Consider the following 19,364-nt stretch of genomic DNA (forward strand, 5'->3'; position numbering starts at 1 on the left):
TTACTGATACCGGTTACATTCGGCGGGCGCCCAGACGAAATCGAGGGCTGAGGCCGGGCACACGGGGGTTGGGGGACTCGATGGAGAGGAACCGCTCATGGCTCAGCCCGGACCGCGCCCACGTGGGCGCCACCGCACCGGCCGGCGCGGACCGGCCGCACTGACTGCCGTCCTCGGGCTGCTGGCCGGCCTGCTGACCGTCGTCGGCGGGCAGGCGGCGCAGGCGCCCGAGGCCGCCGCCCACCCGGGCCACGGCGGCTACTCGATCCTCGTGTTCAGCAAGACGGCCGCGTTCCGGCACGACTCGATCCCGGCCGGCATCGCCGCGATCCAGCAGTTGGCCGCCGAGCACGAGTTCACCGTCACGGCCACCGAGGACGCCACCGCGTTCACCGACGAGAACCTCGCCCAGTACGACGCGGTCGTCTGGCTCTCCACGACCGGCGACGTCCTGAACGACGAGCAGCAGGCGGCGTTCGAGCGCTACATCCAGGCGGGCGGCGGCTACGCCGGCGTCCACGCGGCGTCGGACACCGAGTACGACTGGCCGTGGTACGGCGAGCTGGTCGGCGCCTACTTCCAGGGTCACCCGCGCAACCAGGACGCCACCATCGAGGTCGCCGACCGCACCCACCCGTCCACGCAGCACCTGCCGGCCCAATGGGAGCGGTTCGACGAGTGGTACAGCTTCCGCACCAACCCGCGCGGCGACGTGCACGTGCTGGCCAGCCTGGACGAGAGCACGTACGACCCCGAGGCGAATCCGATGGGCCTGGACCACCCGATCGCCTGGTGCCAGAACTACGACGGCGGCCGGGCCTGGTACACCGCGGGCGGGCACACCACCGAGAGCTACTCCGAGCCGGAGTTCCTGCAGCACCTGCTCGGCGGCATCGAGACCGCGGCCGGCGCGACGGCGGCCGACTGCGGAGGCACGGTCTGGGACACGTTCGACAAGGTCCCGCTCGACACCGGCACCGCGAACCCGATGGAGCTGGACGTCGCCGCGGACGGGCGGGTGTTCTACATCGAGCGGGCCGGCGAAGTGCGGATGATCGACCCCGCGAGCAGCCAGACCACGGTCGTCGGCACCCTCGACGTGTACACGCAGCGCGAGGACGGCCTGCTGGGCATCGCGCTCGACCCGGACTTCGTCAGCAACGGCTGGATCTACCTGTACTACTCGCCGGACGGGACGGAGGCGGAGCAGCGGCTGTCGCGGTTCACGCTCACGGGCACGACGCTCGACCTCGCCAGCGAGGTGCAGCTGCTGGAGGTGCCGGTCGACCGCGCGGTGTCCGGCCACGCCGGCGGCAGCCTGAGCTTCGACGCCGCCGGGAACCTGTACCTGGCCACGGGCGACGACACCAACCCGTTCGAGTCCGAGGGATATGCGCCGATCGACGAGCGACCCGGCCGCGCCTCGTTCGACGCCCAGCGCAGCTCGTCGAACACCAACGACCTGCGCGGCAAGGTGCTGCGCGTCCACCCCGAGCCGGACGGGACCTTCACCGTCCCGGACGGCAACCTCTTCGCACCGGGAACGGCGAGCACCCGGCCGGAGATCTACGCCATGGGCTTCCGCAACCCGTTCCGCATCGAGGTCGACGGCGCGACCGGCGCGCTGCTGGTCGGCGACTACGGGCCGGACGCGCCGTCGGCGAACCCGGACCGCGGCACCGAGGGCCAGGTCGAGTGGAACCGCATCACCGCCGCCGGCAACTACGGCTGGCCGTACTGCCACGGCGCCGGCCCGTTCCGCGACTGGAACTTCGCCAGCCAGACCGCCGGCCCCGCTTTCGACTGCGCCAACCCGGTCAACGACTCGCCGAACAACACCGGCCTGACGCAGCTCCCGCCGGTCGTCGCGCCGGACCTCTATTACGGCCGCTCCGAGACCGGCACCAACGCGCCTGAGCTGGGCACCGGCGGCGGCGCGATGGCCGGCCCCGTCTACCGCTACGACGAAGCGCTGGATTCCGACGTCAAGTGGCCGGCCTACTACGACGGCGCCGCGCTGTTCTACGAGTGGACCAACACCGAGGACGGCTACGTGCGGCCTTTCGACAACGACGTCTGGGAGCTCCGGCTCGACGGCGACACCGTCCATGACATCAACCCGCTCCTCAGCACCATGCAGTTCCTGCGCCCGATGGACATGACGTTCGGGCCTGACGGCGCGCTGTACCTGATCGAGTGGGGGACGGGGTTCGGCGGCAACAACGCCGACTCCGGCATCTACCGCATCGAGTACGCCGGTGGCGGCACCCGGCCGGTCGCACAGGCCGGCGCCGACCCGACGTCCGGGGCGCTGCCGCTGACGGTGCAGTTCAGCAGCGAGGGCTCCGGCCACCCGGGCGGCCTGCCTGTCACGTACCACTGGGCGTTCGGCGACGGCGCGGAGTCGACCGACCCGAACCCGAGCCACACGTTCACCGTCGCCGGCCAGTACTCCGCCCGGCTGACGGTGACGGCCGAGGACGGCGCGACCCGCTCGCAGACCGTCCAGATCACCGCCGGCAACACCGCGCCTGAGGTCACGCTCGATCCACCGGTCGACGGCGGCTTCTTCGACTTCGGCGACGACATCGCCTACGGCATCGACGTCACCGACGCCGAGGACGGCTCGACCGGCGACGGCTCGATCAGCTGCGACGGCGTCGACCTGCAGGTGCTGTTCGGCCACGCCGGCCATGCGCACCCCGTCGAGGTACTGCCCGGCTGCGAGGGCACCGTCGCCACCAGCACCGACGCCGGTCACCCGGCCGGCGAGGACCTGTTCTGGGTGCTCGAGGCCCGCTACACCGACGCGGGCGGGGCCGGCGTCGGCGCGCTGACCGGCCGCGACCTGCACGTCCTGCAACCGAAGCTGAAGGAGGCCGAGCACTTCCAGACGATGAGCGGTATCCAGCTCGAGGCCACCAGCGACCCGCGCGGCGGCCGGCAGAACATCGGCTTCATCGACGACGGCGACTACATCTCCTACGACCCGATGAACCTCGCCGGGATCGACGCGATCACCTACCGGCTCGCGTCCGGCGGCAGCGGCGGGCGGATCGAGGTCCGCTCCGGCGCGCCGGACGGCCCGCTGGTCTCCGACAGTGGCTTCATCGCGCCGACCGGCGGCTGGCAGTCGTGGACCGACGTCACCGTCCCGATCGAGGACCCCGGCGGCACGCACGAGCTGTTCTTCGTGTTCAAGCACGAGCCAGGGTCGACCGGCCTGTTCAACCTCAACTACCTGAAGTTCCGCGGCAAGGGCGTGTCCGTCGACGCGCGGCCGGAGGTGTGGTCGGTCGAGGCGACGCCACCGTCCGGCGAGCTGCCGTACGAGGTGACGCTCAGCGTCGAGGCCACCGACCCGGAGGGCCAGGAGCTGACCTACGCCTGGGACTTCGGCGACGGCGCCACGGCGACCGGCGCGACCGTCACGCACACCTACGAGCTGTCCGGCGTGTACCGCCCGACGGTCACCGTCACCGACGCGGCCGGCTCGGAAGCGCACGACTCCGTCCGGGTCGAGGCCGTGCCCGAGGCGTCGCCGCCGATCGAGTGCGCCGACCCGGGCAGCGACCCGCCCCCGGACGACGAGTTCGACGGCGACCGGCTGGACGGCTGCCGCTGGGACCAGGTGGTCCGGCCCGACCTCAACCGGTTCCGCGTCGAGGGCGGCCAGCTGAAGATCGACACCACCCCGACCAACCTGTTCGACCAGCACAACAACGCGCCGAACCTCATGCTGCAGACGCTGCCGGCCGGCGACTGGGTGATCGAGACGCAGGTGTCCGGTGACGTCTGCGAACGCTGGCAGCAGGGCGGCCTGCTGGTCTACGAGAGCGACCAGACCTTCCTCAAGCTCGACTACGTCGGCACGTCGCCGGTCGGTGAGCCGTGCGAGCGCAAGATCGAGATGCGGCACGAGATCGACGACATCTTCCAGCCCGCGTTCCCCGAGGTCACCCTGCCCGACGGCGTGACGACCTGGTGGCTGCGGCTGGAGAAGTCCGGCTCGACCTACACCGGCTACTACAGCTCCGACGGCGTGAACTTCGAGCAGGTGGGCGTCATCGAGAACGACCGCCTGGCGACGGCCGACGTCGGGCTTTACGCGTTCGGCCAGGAGCAGACGCAGGCGACCACCGTCGCGTTCGACTACTTCCACGTGCTCGAGTCCGAGCCGCCGGACGCCTGCCCCGACTCCGACGAGAGCCCGACGGTCGTCGTCCGCGCCGTCGACTCCGGCGTCACCAACTACGAGCGCGACGACGGCTGCACCGTCGAGGACCTCATCGAGGACGAGATGGAGTGGCCGAACGAGGGCCGGTTCATGATGCACGTCCGCAGCGTGACCCAGCACCTGGTGCATGACGGCGTGCTCACCCGGGCCGAACGCAACGCCGTCATCGCCGCCGCCGGCCGCAGCTGACCCCGTCCACCCCCGGAAAGGACTGTCCATGCAGATTCGACCGACAGCGAAGGCCGTTGCGGCGGCCGCCGCGACGGTGCTGGTCGCCGGCCTGGCGCTGCCCACCCAGGCCGCGCCGACGGCGCCCGCCGCGCGACCGGCCGACGGCTTGTCGCAGGACGACCGCGCCACGCTGCACCGCTACGCCGAGGACACCTGGGCGTCGTTCGTCGCGATGACCGACGAGGCCAGCGGGATGCCCGCGGACAAGCTGAAGGCCGACGGCAGCACCAGCCCGCAGACGTCGACCACCAACATCGGCGCCTACATGTGGAGCGCCGTCGTCGCCGAGGAACTGGACATCATCGACCGCGACGAGCTGGTCGAGCGACTCTCTGTCACGCTCGACACGCTCGCCGGGCTGGAGCGCGACGAGGGGAGCGGCCAGTTCTTCAACTGGTACGACCACCGCACGGGCGAGGTCATCACCGTCTGGCCCGACGACGGCAGCACGGTCATCCCGCACTACTCGTCGGTCGACAACGGCTGGCTGGCGACCGGCCTGCAGGTCGTCCGCGAGGCCGTCCCGGAGCTGGCCGAGCCCGCCGGCGCGCTGTTCGACAGCATGGACTTCGGGTTCTACTACCGGCCCGAGGTCAACCGCATCCTGTTCCATTACGCGCCCAGCACCGGCGCCGCGCCGTGCTGCTACGACACGCTGGTCAGCGAGAGCCGCATCGCCACCTACATCGGCATGGCGAAGGACGAGATCCCGCGCAAGGCCTACTTCGGCACCTTCCGCAGCTTCCCGAACACCTGCGACTGGAACTGGACGGAGCAGAAGTCGGTCGGCGAGCACCGCAACTACCTGCGCCAGCAGGTCTGGGAGGGCGCCTACCAGTACCGCGGCATGGAGATCGTGCCGGCCTGGGGCGGCAGCATGTTCGAGGCGCTGATGCCGACGCTGTTCGTGCCCGAGGAGGAGTGGGGCCGGCGCAGCTGGGCCGTGAACCACCCGAACTACGTCCAGGCGCACATCGAGCACGGACTGGAGGAGGCGCAGTACGGCTACTGGGGATTCTCGCCGTCGAACAACACCAACGGCGGCTACAACGTCTACGGCGTCGAGGCGATCGGGATGGACCCGAACGGCTACCCGTCGAACAACGACGCCACGCTGGTCGACTACGGCTGGGAGGGCTGCGACAAGCCGGCCCAGCCGCTGCCCGAACCCGAGGACTACACCAACGGCGTCGTGACGCCGCACGCGGCGTTCCTGGCGCTGCGGTACGCACCCGAGGAGGCGATGGAGAACCTCGCGAACCTGGAGAGCGACTTCGACATCTACTCCGACTGGGGCTTCCGCGACGCCGTCAACGTCGACAGCGGCACCGTCGACGAGTACTTCCTGTCCCTCGACCAGGGCATGGTCATGGGCGCGATCGGCAACGCGCTGGCCGACGACCTGCTGCGCGACGCGTTCGTCACGCCGCAGTTCCAGTCCCGCGTCAAGCCCGTGATCGCGATGGAGGAGTTCACCAACTACCGCTGAGCGCGTCCCCGGCCGCCGCCCCTCGTCCCGCGAACTGAGCGAGGGGCGGCGGGGGAGCGGGTCCGTCCGTATCGTGGGGGTATGCAGACAGGGCTCCTCGACTGGGCGTCCACCACCGCGGTGGACCTCCAGCCTGTGCTGCAGACGGTGGCCGTCACGGTGGCCGTCGTGTTCGTCATCTACAAGGCCGTGCAGTCGAAGTTCTCGCTCGGCACGATCATCGTGTCCGCGCTCGCGGCCGGCATCTTCATCTGGCTGGTCTTCAACGTCGACCAGCTCAGCGACACCATCGGCGAGGACCTCCCGGGCGGGACGTCCGCGCCCGGCTGACCGGCTCCCACTGGTAGGGAGAGGTCCGTACCAGCACGTGTGCCGTGCGTCACGCGCCACCCACCATGGCAGTGGGGTCCGACGCGGTCATCGGTGCAGGGGACGCTCGTGCGTTCGCGTTCCGTGTGATTGGTCCCGAAGTGGTCCATGCGGCCGCTCGGGCCGCGTCGTTAGGCTCCGCGAAACTCGCTCGTTGGATGCCGTACGCGACACGGAGGGCCGGCCTGTGCAGTACGTTTTCGACTTCACCGAGGGCAGCAAGGACCAACGCGACCTACTCGGCGGCAAGGGTGCCAACCTCGCCGAGATGACCTCCCTGGGGCTTCCCGTCCCACCGGGCTTCACCATCAGCACCGAGGCCTGCCGCAGCTACCTGGCGACCGGACGCGAGCCCGACGGCCTCGCCGACGAGATCGAGCGGCACCTGTCCGGCCTCGAGTCGGGGATGGGCAAGCGGCTGGGCGACGCCACCGACCCACTGCTGGTGTCGGTGCGGTCCGGCGCCAAGTTCTCGATGCCCGGCATGATGGACACCGTCCTCAACGTCGGCCTCACCGACCTCTCGGTGGCCGGGCTGGCGGCGGTCGCCGGCGACCAGCGGTTCGCCTGGGACTCCTACCGCCGGCTGGTCCAGATGTTCGGCAAGACGGTGCTCGGCGTTGACGGCGAGCGGTTCGACCACGCGCTCGAGACCCGCAAGAAGGACCGCGGCGTCGACTCCGACGTGGACCTCACCGTCGACGACCTGCGCGACCTCGTCGCCGAGTTCAAGGAGATCGTGCGCGGGGAGAGCGGGACCAACTTCCCGCAGGACCCGCGCACGCAGCTCGACCTCGCCGTCCGGGCCGTGTTCGAGTCGTGGAACACCGACCGGGCCCGCATCTACCGCCGCCAGGAGCGCATCCCCGACGACCTCGGCACGGCGGTCAACATCGTCGCCATGGTGTTCGGCAACCTCGGCCCCGACTCCGGCACCGGCGTCGCGTTCACCCGTGACCCCGCCACCGGCGAGCAGGGCGTCTACGGCGACTACCTGCCGAACGCGCAGGGCGAGGACGTCGTCGCCGGCATTCGCAACACGCTGGCGCTGGCCGAGCTGGAGCGGCTGGACAAGGCGTCGTACGACCAGCTGCTCGACATCATGGAGACGCTGGAGAAGCACTACCTCGACCTCTGCGACATCGAGTTCACCATCGAGCGCGGGAAGCTGTGGATGCTGCAGACCCGGGTCGGCAAGCGGACCGCCGCCGCGGCGTTCCGCATCGCCGGTCAGCTGGTCGACGAGGGCCTCATCGACGAGGACGAGGCGCTCTCGCGGGTCACCGGCGCGCAGTTGGCGCAGCTGATGTTCCCGCAGTTCGACCCGGCCGCCTCGCGGACCTCGATCGCCCGCGGCATGGCCGCCAGCCCGGGCGCCGCCGTGGGCAAGGCGGCGTTCGACTCGGCGACGGCGGTCGAGTGGGCGCAGCGGGGCGACGACGTCATCCTCGTCCGGCGCGAGACCAACCCCGACGACCTGCGCGGCATGGTCGCGTCGCGCGGCGTGCTCACCTCGCGCGGCGGCAAGACGTCGCACGCCGCCGTCGTGGCCCGCGGCATGGGCCGCACCTGCGTCGTCGGCGTCGAGGCGCTGCGGGTCGACCCGCGGGCGCGCGCGTTCACCACGCCCGACGGCGCCCGGGTCACCGAGGGCGACGTCATCTCCATCGACGGCGGGACCGGCGAGGTGTTCCTCGGTGCCCTCCCGGTGGTGCCGTCGGCGGTCGTGGACGCGCTGTACGGGAGAGCGGCGGCGCCGCCGTCGGCGTCGTCGGGGCCGGAGTCGGAGGCCGAGGCCGAGGGCGAGTCGAGCGACGTCGTCCGCCGCGAGGTCGTGTCCGCCGTCCTGCGGCTCATGCGGCACGCCGACGTCCGCCGCCGGATGGAGGTGCGCGCCAACGCCGACACCGGCGAGGACGCCCGCCGGGCCCGCGACCTGGGCGCCGCCGGGATCGGGCTGTGCCGGACGGAGCACATGTTCCTCGGCGCGCGGCGCAAGATCGTCGAGCACGTGATCCTCGCGCGGACGCCGGAGCAGCGCGACGCCGGCCTGGACGAGCTGCGGCCGCTGCAACGGGCCGACTTCACCGAGATCCTCGAGGCGATGGACGGTCAACCGGTGACGATCCGGCTGCTCGACCCGCCGCTGCACGAGTTCCTGCCCGACCTCACCGACCTGTCCGTGCGGGTGGCCGTGGGCGAGGCGACCGGTTCGCCGGACGCCGAGGCGGCGGCCTTGCTGGCAGAGGTGCAGCGGCTGCACGAGCAGAACCCGATGCTCGGCATGCGCGGCGTGCGGCTCGGGCTGGTCGTGCCGGGGCTGTTCGAGCTGCAGGTGCGGGCGATCGCCGAGGCGGCCGCGTCGCTGCTCGCGCGCGGGCTGGATCCGCAGCCGCAGATCATGGTGCCGCTGGTCGCCGCCGTCCAGGAGCTGGAGGCGATCCGCGACATGGCCGAGGCGACGGTCGCCGAGGTCGCCGCCGAGACGGGGACGGCGCTGCGGTTCCCGATCGGGACGATGATCGAGCTGCCGCGCGCGGCGATGACCGCGCACGCGATCGCCGAGGCGGCCGAGTTCTTCTCCTTCGGCACCAACGACCTCACCCAGACCACCTGGGGCTTCTCCCGCGACGACGTCGAGGCGACGTTCTTCCCCGCCTACCTCGAGCGCGGCATCTTCGGCGTGAGCCCGTTCGAGTCGATCGACGCGGACGGTGTGGGCCGGCTGGTTTCGATCGCCGCCTGGGAGGGTAAAGAGACTCGGCAAGACCTCGAGCTGGGCGTCTGCGGGGAACACGGCGGCGACCCTGACTCGATCCACTTCTTCGAGTCGATCAAGCTGGACTACGTGTCCTGCTCGCCGTTCCGCGTGCCCGTCGCACGGCTGGAGGCGGGTCGTGCCGCGCTGGTCACGGAAGGTTCCGACAGCCGCTGAGACTCGCGGACGGGGTGCATTGCAACCAGGCGGCCCAGTCCGATAACCTCTGCCCCGATTGTGTCGTATTAGAGCGTTTTAATACTTGAGGGGCACCATGCGCCGTCTTGCGTACCTTGCTGCCGTTTTACCTGCCGTAACCGTGGGTGCTGCCCTGCTCGGCACCCTGCCCGCCGCCGCCGACCACACCGAGCCCGACCAGATCCTCGATGGCAACGTCAAGTCCTGTGAGGGCGTCGTCGACGGCGACGTCATCTGGGAGGAGAGCGCGGACGTCCCGGACATCATCCAGCACGGCTGGTTCACCGTGGATCTGTCCGACGACAACCAGTGGCTCGACGTCGTCCTCACGCCCGATGGTGAGAACAGCGGCATCGACCTCGCCGTCCTGGTCAAGGGTGGACAGGACACCGCCCTGTACCTCGGCCCGGACCTGACGCACCTGCACGCGCCGGAGAACGCGTCCGGCAACCCTGCGCAGATCAGCAACTACACGATCTGCAAGGTCCACTTCAACGAAGAGCCGACCGAGCCGCCGACGGAGCCGCCGACGGAAGAGCCGACGGAGACCCCGAGCGAGACGCCGTCCGAGACCCCCTCGGAGACGCCGAGCGAGACCCCGTCCGAGACTCCGTCGGAGTCCCCGAGCGAGACCCCGTCGGAGACGCCGAGCGAGTCGCCGTCGGAGACCCCGTCCGAGACCCCCTCGGACAGCCCGACCCCGACGCCGACCGAGACGCCGGACGAGGACCTGCCCGACACCGGTAGCTCCCCGGCCGTGCTGCTGGCGCTGGCCGGTGGACTGGTGATCGCCGGTCTGATCGCGATGCGGCAGCGCTTCGTCAAGCAGTAACCGTCACTGACGCCGCCGGGCGTGCGACCTCACGGTCGCGCGCCCGGCGTGTCTGTGTCCGGCGCGTTGCCAGCGACGCCCGCGTCCGATATGTTCCGTCTGCCTCCGCAACGGCTTGTGTCATCAGTGAACTCTTCACATCGAGGGGCATATCGTGCGTCGCATCACTGTCCTTGCCGCTGCCTGCGCGGCGATCGCCGTGGGAGCCGCCGTTCCGGCCGCCGCCGGCGAGTCCATCGACTCCTATTACTTCGAAGGCAACGCCCAGGACTGCGAGGACCTGGAGTTCCTGGCCAACGCCGCACTCGTCGGGCTCCCCAGCCCGGGCGAGACACTGATCGACGTCGACCCGGGCGCGGACGCCGCCAACGACATCGTCAGCGGCGATGTCTACGGCGACGACGACCAGTTCCTCGACGTCGAGCAGCTCGACGACTCGTACGTCATCACCGCCATCGTGGTGAAGGGCGGGCCCGCCTACACGCTGTACGTCGTCGGCGAGACGGAGTCGCCGTGGACCGGCCTGCACTCGCCGCCGCTGGACGGCGATGCCAAGTACCCGGGGATCAGCCACTGGTTCGTCTGCGGCTACCAGGACGAGACGCCGTCGCCCACACCGACGCCGTCGGAGTCGCCGTCCGAGAGCCCCAGCGAGTCGCCATCGGAAACGCCGTCGGAGTCCCCGTCGGAGTCGCCGAGCGAGTCTCCGTCCGAGTCGCCGTCGCAAACGCCGAGCGAGTCCCCGTCGGAGTCGCCCAGCGCGTCGCCGACCGACAGCCCGACGCCGTCGCCGACCGATGACGACGACGGGGAGCTGCCCGACACCGGTGGTGCGCCGGGCGTCCTGCTGGCGCTGGCCGGTGGGCTGCTGCTCGCCGGTCTGCTCGTGCTGCGGCACCGCCTCGTGAAGCTGTAACACCGACGCTCTCGATTCCGCGGGTTGACTTCAGCGCCACCAGCTGGCGCTGAAGTCAACCTCCGCGCACGAATGCGTCAGCCGGCCAGCAGCTCGCCGACCACGTCGTCGGCGATGGCGAGGCACGCGGTCGCCGCCGGCGAAGGGGCGTTGCGGATGCACAGCACGTTGCCGCGCCGGCTGGACCGGAAGTCGTCGACCAGGGTGCCGTCGGCGTTCATCGCCTGCGCGCGGATGCCGGCCGGGGCGGGCACGAGGTCGTCGACCGTGAGCGCGGGCAGGTACTGCCGGGCGGCCGCGGCGAACCGGCGCCGGCTCATCGACCCGTACAGCTCACTGACCGCCGTGCGCCGGTTGGCCCAGGCGAACCTGCGGAAGCCGCTCCAGCGGGCCAGCCGGATCAGCTCGGCCGGGTCGACGTCGCGTTTGCGGTAGCCCTCGCGGGCCAGTGCGAGGACGGCGTTCGGGCCGACCATCACCTCGCCGTCGACGCGCTTGGTCAGGTGCACGCCGAGGAACGGGTAGCGCGGGTCCGGCACCGGGTAGACGAGGCCGTTGACCAGGTGGCGGCGCTCGGGGCGCAGCAGCGCGAACTCGCCGCGGAACGGGACGATGCGCGGGTACGTGTCGTCGCCGGCCAGCCGGGCCAGCCGGTCGGACTGCAGCCCCGCGCACACGACGACGCGGTCGAAGGCGAGCGTCTCGCCGGACGCGCCGGTGACCCGGACCTCGTCGTCGGACTGGTGGAACCGCGTCACCTCGAAGCCGGTGCGCAGCGTCGCCCCCGCCTCGGCGGCGTCGGCCAAGAGCGCGGCCGCGATGGCGGCGAAGTCGACGATCGCCGTCGTGGGGGAGTGCAGCCCGGCGACGCCGCGGACGTGCGGCTCCAGCTCGGCCAGTTCGCGGGCGTCGAGCATCCGCACGCCGGGCACCTCGTTGGCGATGGCCCGCTTGTGCAGGTCGTCGAGACGGCGCCGCTGCGACTCGTCCAGAGCGACGATGACCTTGCCGCACTCGTCGTACGTCAGGCCCTTCTCGGTGCAGTAGTCGCGCAGCAGCCCGACCCCGCGGCGCGAGAATCGGGCCTTCGCCGAGCCGGGCGCGTAGTAGATGCCGGCGTGCACGACGCCGCTGTTGCGCCGCGTCTGGTGCCGGGCCGGCTCGGGCTCCTTCTCCAGCACGGTGACGGTGGCGCCGTCGGACGAGCGGGCCAGCGCGCGGGCGACGGCCGAACCGACGATGCCGCCGCCGACGACGGCGAAGCTGGACGGGACGCTCATGCGCCACTCCCCCCGAGTGAACAGTGGCGCCAGGGTACCGAACGCGCCGTGGCGGCGGGCAGCGTAACCTCTGGCCGTGATGAGCGGCTACGACGACGCGGACCGCGAACGGTGGGCGGCCGAGCCACCGAAGCGGGCGGTGCGCACGGCGTTCGAGCGTGACCGCGCCCGCGTCGTGCACTCCGCGTCGCTGCGGCGGCTGGCGGCGAAGACCCAGGTGGTGGCGCCCGGCAGCGACGACTTCGTCCGCAACCGGCTGACGCACTCGCTCGAGGTGGCGCAGGTCGGCCGCGAGCTCGGCAAGGAGCTGGGCTGCGACCCCGACGTCGTCGACGCTGCCTGCCTCGCGCACGACATCGGCCACCCGCCGTTCGGGCACAACGGCGAGCAGGTGCTCGACGAGATCGCGGCCGGCATCGGCGGGTTCGAGGGCAACGCCCAGACGTTGCGGCTGCTCACCCGCCTGGAGGCCAAGGCCGTCCACCCCGACGGCCGGTCCGCGGGCCTCAACCTCACCCGCGCCAGCCTCGACGCGTCGACCAAGTACCCGTGGCGCCGCGGCGAGCGCGACGGCCGCAAGTTCGGCGTCTACGACGACGACGCCGAGGTGTTCGGCTGGCTGCGCGACGGCGCCGCCGGCGACCGCCGCTGCCTCGAGGCGCAGGTCATGGACTTCTCCGACGACGTCGCCTACAGCGTCCACGACGTCGAGGACGCGATCGTCGGCGGCTGGCTGCAGCCGGGGGAGCGGCTGGACGACGCGTCGGAGCGCTCACACGTCGCCGAGTTGACCCAGGAGTGGTACCTGCCCGACGCGTCGGCCGACGAGATCACCGAGGCGCTGGACCGGCTGCGCGCCCTGCCCTATTGGGTGGCCGCGTACGACGGCCGGCTCCGCTCGCTGGCCGCGCTGAAGGACATGACCAGCCAGCTGATCGGCCGCTTCTGCGACGACGCCGAGCGGGCGACCCACGCCGCCTACGGGGGTGGGCGGCTCACCCGGTACGCCGCCGACCTCGTCGTGCCGCGCCACACCCGCGTCGAAGTGGCGGTCCTCAAGGGCCTGGCCGCCGTCTACGTCATGACGGCCTCGGACCGCAAGCCGATCTACGCCCGCCAGCGGGAGCTGATCCAGGAGCTGGTGTCGGCGCTGCGGCTGCGCGCGCCGGACTCGCTGGAACCGGCCTTCCAGGAGTTCTGGGGAGACGCCCCCGACGACGCCGCCCGCCTGCGCGTGATCGTCGACCAGGTCGCTTCCCTCACCGACGACTCCGCCGTCGCCCTGCACACGCGCCTCACCCACTGACCGCACCGCAGGACCGCCGGTCGAATGGGCTTGAGGCGGCAGCGGTCGTAGACTCGGCGCGTGGCAGGTCGAATCCGGGACGAGGACATCGCAGCCATCCGCGAGCGCGCCCGGATCGACGTCATCGTCGGCGAGTACGTCGCGCTACGCAACGCCGGCGGCGGGTCGCTCAAAGGGCTGTGCCCGTTCCACGACGAGAAGTCACCGTCGTTCCACGTCACGCCCGCGCGCGGATTCTTCCACTGTTTCGGCTGCTCAGAAGGCGGCGACGTCATCAGCTTCGTCCAGAAGATCGACCAGCTGTCGTTCACCGAGGCGATCGAGCGGCTGGCCGACAAGGTCGGGATGCAGCTGCGGTACGAGGAGACCGGGTCCGGCACGGCGCCGCGGCAGAACCGTGAGCAGCGCACGCGGCTGGTCGAGGCGCACCGGGTCGCGGCGGAGTTCTACGCCGAGGCGCTGGCGGGGTCGCCGGAGGCGGTGACCGGCCGGCAGTTCCTCGACGAGCGCGGGTTCGACCACGAGGCGGCGCAGCGCTTCGGCGTCGGCTACGCACCGCAGGGCGGCGAGGTGCTGCGCAAGCACCTGCGGCAGAAGGGCTTCAGCGACCACGAGATCATCACCGCCGGGCTGGTCGCACAGGGCCGTAACGCGCCGTACGACCGCTTCCGCGGCCGGCTGGTGTGGCCCATCCACGACCTCATGGGCGACGTCGTCGGGTTCGGCGCCCGCCGCCTGTTCGACGACGACCGCATCGAGGCGAAGTACCTCAACACCCCCGAGACGCCGATCTACAAGAAGAGCCACGTCCTGTACGGCGTCGACCTCGCCAAGAAGGACATCGCCCGCACGTCGCGGGCCGTCGTCGTCGAGGGCTACACCGACGTCATGGCCTGTCACCTGGCTGGCGTCACCACCGCCGTCGCCACCTGCGGGACGGCGTTCGGCGAGGACCACGCGCGCATTCTGCGCCGGCTGCTGCGCGACCAGGACGAGTACCGCGGCCAGGTGATCTTCACATTCGACGGCGACGCCGCGGGCCAGAAGGCGGCGCTGCGGGCGTTCGAGGGCGACCAGCGCTTCGTCGGCCAGACCTACGTCGCGATCGACCCCGACGGCCTGGACCCGTGCGAGCGGCGGCAGACCTCCGGCGATCCGGGCGTGCGCGAGCTGATCGCGCGGCACCGGCCGCTGTTCGAGTTCGCCATCCGCAGCATGATCGACGAGTACGACCTCGACAACGCCGAGGGCCGGGCCCACGCGCTGGACCGGGCGATCCCGTTCATCGCGCGCATCCGCGACCGCGCCGTCCGCGACCAGTACGCCGTCCGGATGTCCGGGTGGGTCGGCCCGCCGCTGGGTCACTCGGAGAACTGGGAGCGCGACGTCGTCTCCCGGGTCCGCGCGGCCGCCGGGGTGCCCGACCGGCGCGCCGGGGGAGGCCGCGGCGGCCGGGCCGCCGCGCCGCCCGCGGCCGGACAGCAGGCGCTCGGCGTGCCTGTGCACGGCAACGTCGACCCGCAGACCCTCGAGCTGGAGCGGGCCGCGCTGCGCGTCGGCGTCCAGCGCCCGGCCCTGGCCGGACCCACGTTCGACGACCTCGCGCCCGAGGCGTTCCTGTCGCCGGCCTACCGCGCCGTCCGCGAGACCGTCGCCAAGGCCGGCGGCTGCGCGACCCAGGCCGGGGGCCACGACTGGGTCGAGGCGCTGCTGGCCGTCGCGCCGGACGACTCCGCCCGGCACATCGTCACCCAGCTCGCTGTCGAGGCCATGCCCGTCGACGAGAACGCCGTGCAGCGCTACGCCGACTCAGTCGTGCTGCGGCTGCATGAGGTGTGGGTGTCGCGCCAGCTGGTGGCGTTGAAGGCCAAGCTGCAGCGCACCGACCCGTCGGCACAGGTCGAGGTCTACAACCGGCTCTTCGGCGAGCTGATGGCGCTGGAGAAACACCGCCGCGACCTGCGCGAGCGAGGCATCGGCACCGCCGGCTGACCGCCGCTCGGCCGCGGGTGGCGGGTTCAGCCGTCCTCGCGCCGGAACGCGGTGCGGGTCAGCGCCTGGACGTCGCTGTCGAGGTGGTCGACGCGTCGATTGACCTCGTCGAACCGGGTGTTCATCTCCGCGCGCATAGAGTCGAACTTCGCATCCATGGCGCCGAACTTGGCGTCCATGGCCCCGAACTTCGCGTCCATGGACTGGAAGCGCGCGTCGAACTTCTCGTCCATCGCCGCGAACCGGTGGTCGATGGTGTCGAACCGGTGGTCGATGGTGTCGAACCGCGCCCCGAGCCCGTCGATCTTTGCGTCGATCAGACGCAGCAGCAAGGTGGCACCGATGCTGATCGCGGCCAGAAAGCTGCCGATCAGCGTCCAGGTCTGCGCGTCGTTCATCTACTGCTCCTTCGTGGATCGTCATGGTACGACCCTGCCCGGGAGCGGCGCAGCTCGTGGAGGACGAATCGGACATTGTGGATAACCACCGGAACGCATCGCCCCTGTGGACGACGGAGCCGGGCCTACACGTGGCCGAAGCGGGCCAGGCACTCGGCCAGCGTGAGGCCGTCCGCCAGCGCGGCCCGAATGGACACCTCCCTGGCCGTGAGTCGCTCGGCCGCGGCCAGCACCTCGTCGACCAGCTCGGACGGGACCACGATGCCGCCGTCCTCGTCGGCGAGGACGAAGTCGCCCGGCCGCACCTCCACCCAGGCCGTCGTCGCGCCGCGCAGGTAGACCGGGTCCTGCCAGCCGGTGACCGCCCAGCGCCCGATCGACTGCACCGGCGTGCGATACCGCGCGAACACCGGGAACCCGTGCTTCCGCAGCCAGCGCAGGTCACGCACCCCACCGTCGACCACCGCGCCGACGCAGCCGCGCTCGCGCAGGCCCAGCGCGATCAGCTCGCCGAAGTAGCAGACGCCGTCGCCGTCACCGGCCCAGACGGCGACCTCGTCGGGGCCGATGCCCTGGCAGGCCTCCATCTTGGCGGGGTCGCCGGCGCCCTCGTACGGGCGCAGCTGGCCGCGGATCGTGTAGGCCCAGCCGGCCACCCGCTCGCCGGACACGGCTGCCAGTGACGGGGACAGCCCCTGGCCGGTCCGGCCCAGGACGTCGAGAGCGTCCGCGACGTTCGACGTGTCGACGGCGGCGAAGCGCCGGCGGATCTCTGCTCGCTGCTCGGTGGTGTGCACGGTGGATTCTCCAACACTCGACGGCCGCGAGGGAATGCGCCGCTACCCGTTGACGCTTCAATCATCATGAGCGAGATCCGGGACACGGCGGCCACCGCAAGCACCACGGACGAGGTCCAGCCGAACGGTCTGATCGTCCTCGGCAGCGCGAGCGGTACGGCCGACGGCGACGCCGGCGAGTGTGCCGACGGCTTCTGCGCCCTCTGAGCGATTCCCCAGAACGAGGAGAACAACAGTGCTGGTCGAGGTGTGGTCGGACTTCGTCTGCCCGTGGTGCTACATCGGCAAGCGGCGGCTGGAGACGGCGCTGAGCCGGTTCGAGCACGCCGGCGACGTCGAGATCGTGTGGCGCAGCTTCCAGCTGGACCCGTCCACGCCGCCCGGGGCGGACGGCCCGGTGTCGGAGACCCTGCGGACCAAGTACGGTGCGAGCGCCGAGCAGGTCGTGCAGATGAACGAGCGGGTCACGACGCTCGCCGCGGCCGAGGGGCTGGACTACCACCTGGACACCGCGCGGGTCGCGAACACGTTCGACGCGCACCGGGTGGCGCACCTGGCCCGCGAGCACGGGGCCGGGCCGCAGCTGCACGAGCGGCTCATGCGGGCGCACCTGATCGAGTCGGTGCACCTGGGCACGCCGGAGAACATCGTCCGGCTGGCCGCCGAGGTGGGCGTGCCCGCCGACGAGGCGCGCCGGGTGCTCGACGGGGACGACTACGCCGACGACGTGCGGGCGGAGATCGACCTGGCGCGGCAGTTCGGCGCCAACGGGGTGCCGTTCTTCGTGATGGGCCGCACCCACGGCGTCTCCGGGGCGCAGCCGGTCGAGGTCTTCGACGGTGCGCTCGCCGAGGCGTACCAGCGGGCGACGGCGCCGGCCGGCTGACAGAACCCGCCGTCGCGGACAAGCCGCCGCGGCGGGCATGATGCGGGCATGACCCTCGTCGCCGGCATCGATTCGTCCACTCAGTCCTGCAAGGTCGTGCTCGTCGACGCCGACTCCGGCGCCGTCGTCGCGACCGGGCGCGCCGACCATCCCGACGGCACCGAGGTCGACCCCCGTGCCTGGTGGGACGCCCTCCAACAGGCCGGCGACGGGCTGCTGGAGCGGGCCGCGGCGGTCGCCGTCGGCGGGCAGCAGCATGGCATGGTCGTGCTCGACGACGCCGGCGAGGTGGTGCGGCCGGCGCTGCTGTGGAACGACACCCGCTCGGCCGGCGCCGCCCGCGACTTGACGGCGGAGCTCGGCGGCCCCGCGGCCTGGGCCGAGGCCGTCGGGCTGGTGCCGGTCGCCAGCTTCACCGTCACCAAGCTCCGCTGGCTGGCCCGGCACGAACCGGACAACGCCGCCCGCGTCGAGCAGGTGATGCTCCCGCACGACTACCTCAGCTGGCAGCTGGCCGGCCGCCCGAACGAGGCGGTGACCGACCGCGGCGACGCCTCGGGCACCGGCTACTGGTCTGCTGCCACCAACGAGTACCGCCCCGACCTGCTGGAACTCGGTTTCGGCCGGACGATCGGCGTGCCGCGGGTCGCCGCTCCGGCCGAGGTGACGGGTTCGACGGCGTCAGGCGCGGCCATCGCACCCGGCACCGGCGACAACATGGGCGCGGCGCTGGGCCTGACGCTCGAGCCCGGCGACGTCGTGGTCTCACTGGGGACCAGCGGCACGGCGTTCGCCGTCTCCGAGGCGCCCGTCGCCGATCGCACCGGCACGGTCGCCGGGTTCGCCGACGCCACCGGCCGGCACCTGCCGCTCGTCGCGACGCTCAACGCCGCCCGCGTGCTGACCGCCGCCGCGACGCTGCTCGGCACCGACCTCGCCGGGCTGGACCGGCTCGCGTTGGAGGCGGACTCCGGCGCCGGCGGCCTCGTGCTGCTGCCGTACCTCGACGGCGAGCGCACGCCCGATCTGCCGGACGCGACCGGCTCACTGGTCAATCTCACCCGCGCCGCGATGACCCCGCGCAACCTCGCCCGCGCCGCCGTCGAGGGCATGCTCTGCGGCCTCGCCGACGGTGTCGACGCGCTGGCCGCGCAGGGGGTGTCCGTGCGGCGGGTGCTGCTGATCGGCGGCGCCGCGAAGTCGGCCGCGGTCCGCGCCGTCGCCGCCGAGGTGTTCGGCACGCCGGTCGTCGTCCCGGCGCCGGGCGAGTACGTCGCGCTCGGCGCCGCCCGGCAGGCGGCCTGGGCGCTCTCCGGCGCCGCTACGCCGCCGGCCTGGCCGTTGGACGTGGAGACGACGGTCGACGCGGGGGCCGGGACGGGGGTCCGGGAGGCCTACGCCGCCGCGCGGCAGCGGCTGCACGGCTGACCTCCGCCTGACAGGCCCCGTTGATCTTGGAGTTCTTCGGCGATTGCCGGGCGATTCGTCCGTTTGATGCCCGAACAACTCCAAGATCAACGCGGAGTGGGGGTATGCGCCGCGGCGCGGCGGCTGCTGCACGGCCGACCTTCGGCGTGTCACCCCTGGTGGGTGGCGCGAAAGCTCGGCGACGATGGCAGGCGCTCGGGGCGTTCGTGGCGGAATGCCTACCTCCGCGAGCGCCTGTCTGAGGAGT

At 71.8% G+C, this 19,364-nt stretch carries 14 protein-coding genes; 11 read left to right on the top strand and 3 right to left on the bottom strand.

Annotation, left to right across the window (positions count from 1 at the left end; all coding sequences use genetic code 11):
* The first annotated feature begins 97 nt into the window (after positions 1–97).
* The 6 genes from BLV05_RS15640 (at position 98) to BLV05_RS15665 (ending at position 11,030) form a co-directional block, all read left to right on the top strand.
* Positions 98–4,426: a ThuA domain-containing protein gene (locus BLV05_RS15640; protein ID WP_063932578.1), complete on the top strand. Its 4,329-nt coding sequence runs from the start codon at positions 98–100 to the stop codon at positions 4,424–4,426.
* Between the two features lie 28 nt (positions 4,427–4,454).
* Entirely contained in the window at positions 4,455–5,957 is a 1,503-nt protein-coding gene (locus tag BLV05_RS15645) for a glucoamylase family protein (RefSeq protein ID WP_046769838.1), read from the top strand.
* A gap of 81 nt (positions 5,958–6,038) precedes the next feature.
* Positions 6,039–6,287, top strand: coding sequence for a hypothetical protein (locus BLV05_RS15650; protein ID WP_046769837.1), 249 nt, complete (start codon positions 6,039–6,041; stop codon positions 6,285–6,287).
* A 226-nt stretch (positions 6,288–6,513) separates the two neighbouring features.
* Positions 6,514–9,261 carry a pyruvate, phosphate dikinase gene (ppdK, locus tag BLV05_RS15655; RefSeq protein WP_046769836.1) on the top strand — a complete coding sequence of 916 codons (2,748 nt, stop codon included), beginning with the start codon at positions 6,514–6,516 and terminating at the stop codon, positions 9,259–9,261.
* A 142-nt stretch (positions 9,262–9,403) separates the two neighbouring features.
* On the top strand, positions 9,404–10,114 hold the full coding sequence (locus BLV05_RS37025; protein ID WP_046769835.1) for an LPXTG cell wall anchor domain-containing protein: 711 nt from the start codon (positions 9,404–9,406) through the stop codon (positions 10,112–10,114).
* A gap of 154 nt (positions 10,115–10,268) precedes the next feature.
* Positions 10,269–11,030 carry an LPXTG cell wall anchor domain-containing protein gene (locus BLV05_RS15665; protein ID WP_152690840.1) on the top strand — a complete coding sequence of 254 codons (762 nt, stop codon included), beginning with the start codon at positions 10,269–10,271 and terminating at the stop codon, positions 11,028–11,030.
* Positions 11,031–11,107: 77 nt separating this feature from the next.
* On the opposite strand, the gene lhgO is transcribed toward BLV05_RS15665, so the two are convergent.
* Entirely contained in the window at positions 11,108–12,310 is a 1,203-nt protein-coding gene (gene lhgO / locus BLV05_RS15670; RefSeq protein WP_046769834.1) for an L-2-hydroxyglutarate oxidase, read from the bottom strand.
* Positions 12,311–12,389: 79 nt separating this feature from the next.
* On the opposite strand from lhgO, the gene BLV05_RS15675 reads away from it, so the two are divergent.
* A complete protein-coding gene (locus BLV05_RS15675) occupies positions 12,390–13,616 on the top strand; it encodes a deoxyguanosinetriphosphate triphosphohydrolase (RefSeq protein ID WP_046769833.1) in 1,227 nt (408 codons plus the stop codon).
* Positions 13,617–13,676: 60 nt separating this feature from the next.
* Positions 13,677–15,608: a DNA primase gene (gene dnaG / locus BLV05_RS15680; RefSeq protein WP_046769832.1), complete on the top strand. Its 1,932-nt coding sequence runs from the start codon at positions 13,677–13,679 to the stop codon at positions 15,606–15,608.
* A gap of 26 nt (positions 15,609–15,634) precedes the next feature.
* On the opposite strand, the gene BLV05_RS15685 is transcribed toward dnaG, so the two are convergent.
* A complete protein-coding gene (locus tag BLV05_RS15685) occupies positions 15,635–16,006 on the bottom strand; it encodes a hypothetical protein (RefSeq protein WP_046769831.1) in 372 nt (123 codons plus the stop codon).
* A 125-nt stretch (positions 16,007–16,131) separates the two neighbouring features.
* On the bottom strand, positions 16,132–16,803 hold the full coding sequence (locus BLV05_RS15690) for an RraA family protein (protein WP_082155377.1): 672 nt from the start codon (positions 16,801–16,803) through the stop codon (positions 16,132–16,134).
* A gap of 66 nt (positions 16,804–16,869) precedes the next feature.
* Here BLV05_RS15690 and BLV05_RS35820 point away from each other — a divergent pair, with 66 nt between their 5' ends.
* From BLV05_RS35820 to xylB, 3 genes are read left to right on the top strand one after another with little or no spacing between them, the layout of a single operon-like run.
* Positions 16,870–17,010 carry a hypothetical protein gene (locus BLV05_RS35820; RefSeq protein ID WP_157524259.1) on the top strand — a complete coding sequence of 47 codons (141 nt, stop codon included), beginning with the start codon at positions 16,870–16,872 and terminating at the stop codon, positions 17,008–17,010.
* A 28-nt stretch (positions 17,011–17,038) separates the two neighbouring features.
* Positions 17,039–17,689 (top strand): DsbA family oxidoreductase, encoded by a 651-nt coding sequence (locus BLV05_RS15695; protein WP_046769830.1) that lies wholly within the window; start codon positions 17,039–17,041, stop codon positions 17,687–17,689.
* 48 nt (positions 17,690–17,737) lie between these two features.
* Entirely contained in the window at positions 17,738–19,117 is a 1,380-nt protein-coding gene (gene xylB / locus BLV05_RS15700; protein ID WP_046769829.1) for a xylulokinase, read from the top strand.
* Positions 19,118–19,364: the final 247 nt, after the last annotated feature.

The organism is Jiangella alkaliphila (genome assembly GCF_900105925.1).
In the GTDB taxonomy this organism is placed as follows: Bacteria; Actinomycetota; Actinomycetes; order Jiangellales; family Jiangellaceae; genus Jiangella; species Jiangella alkaliphila.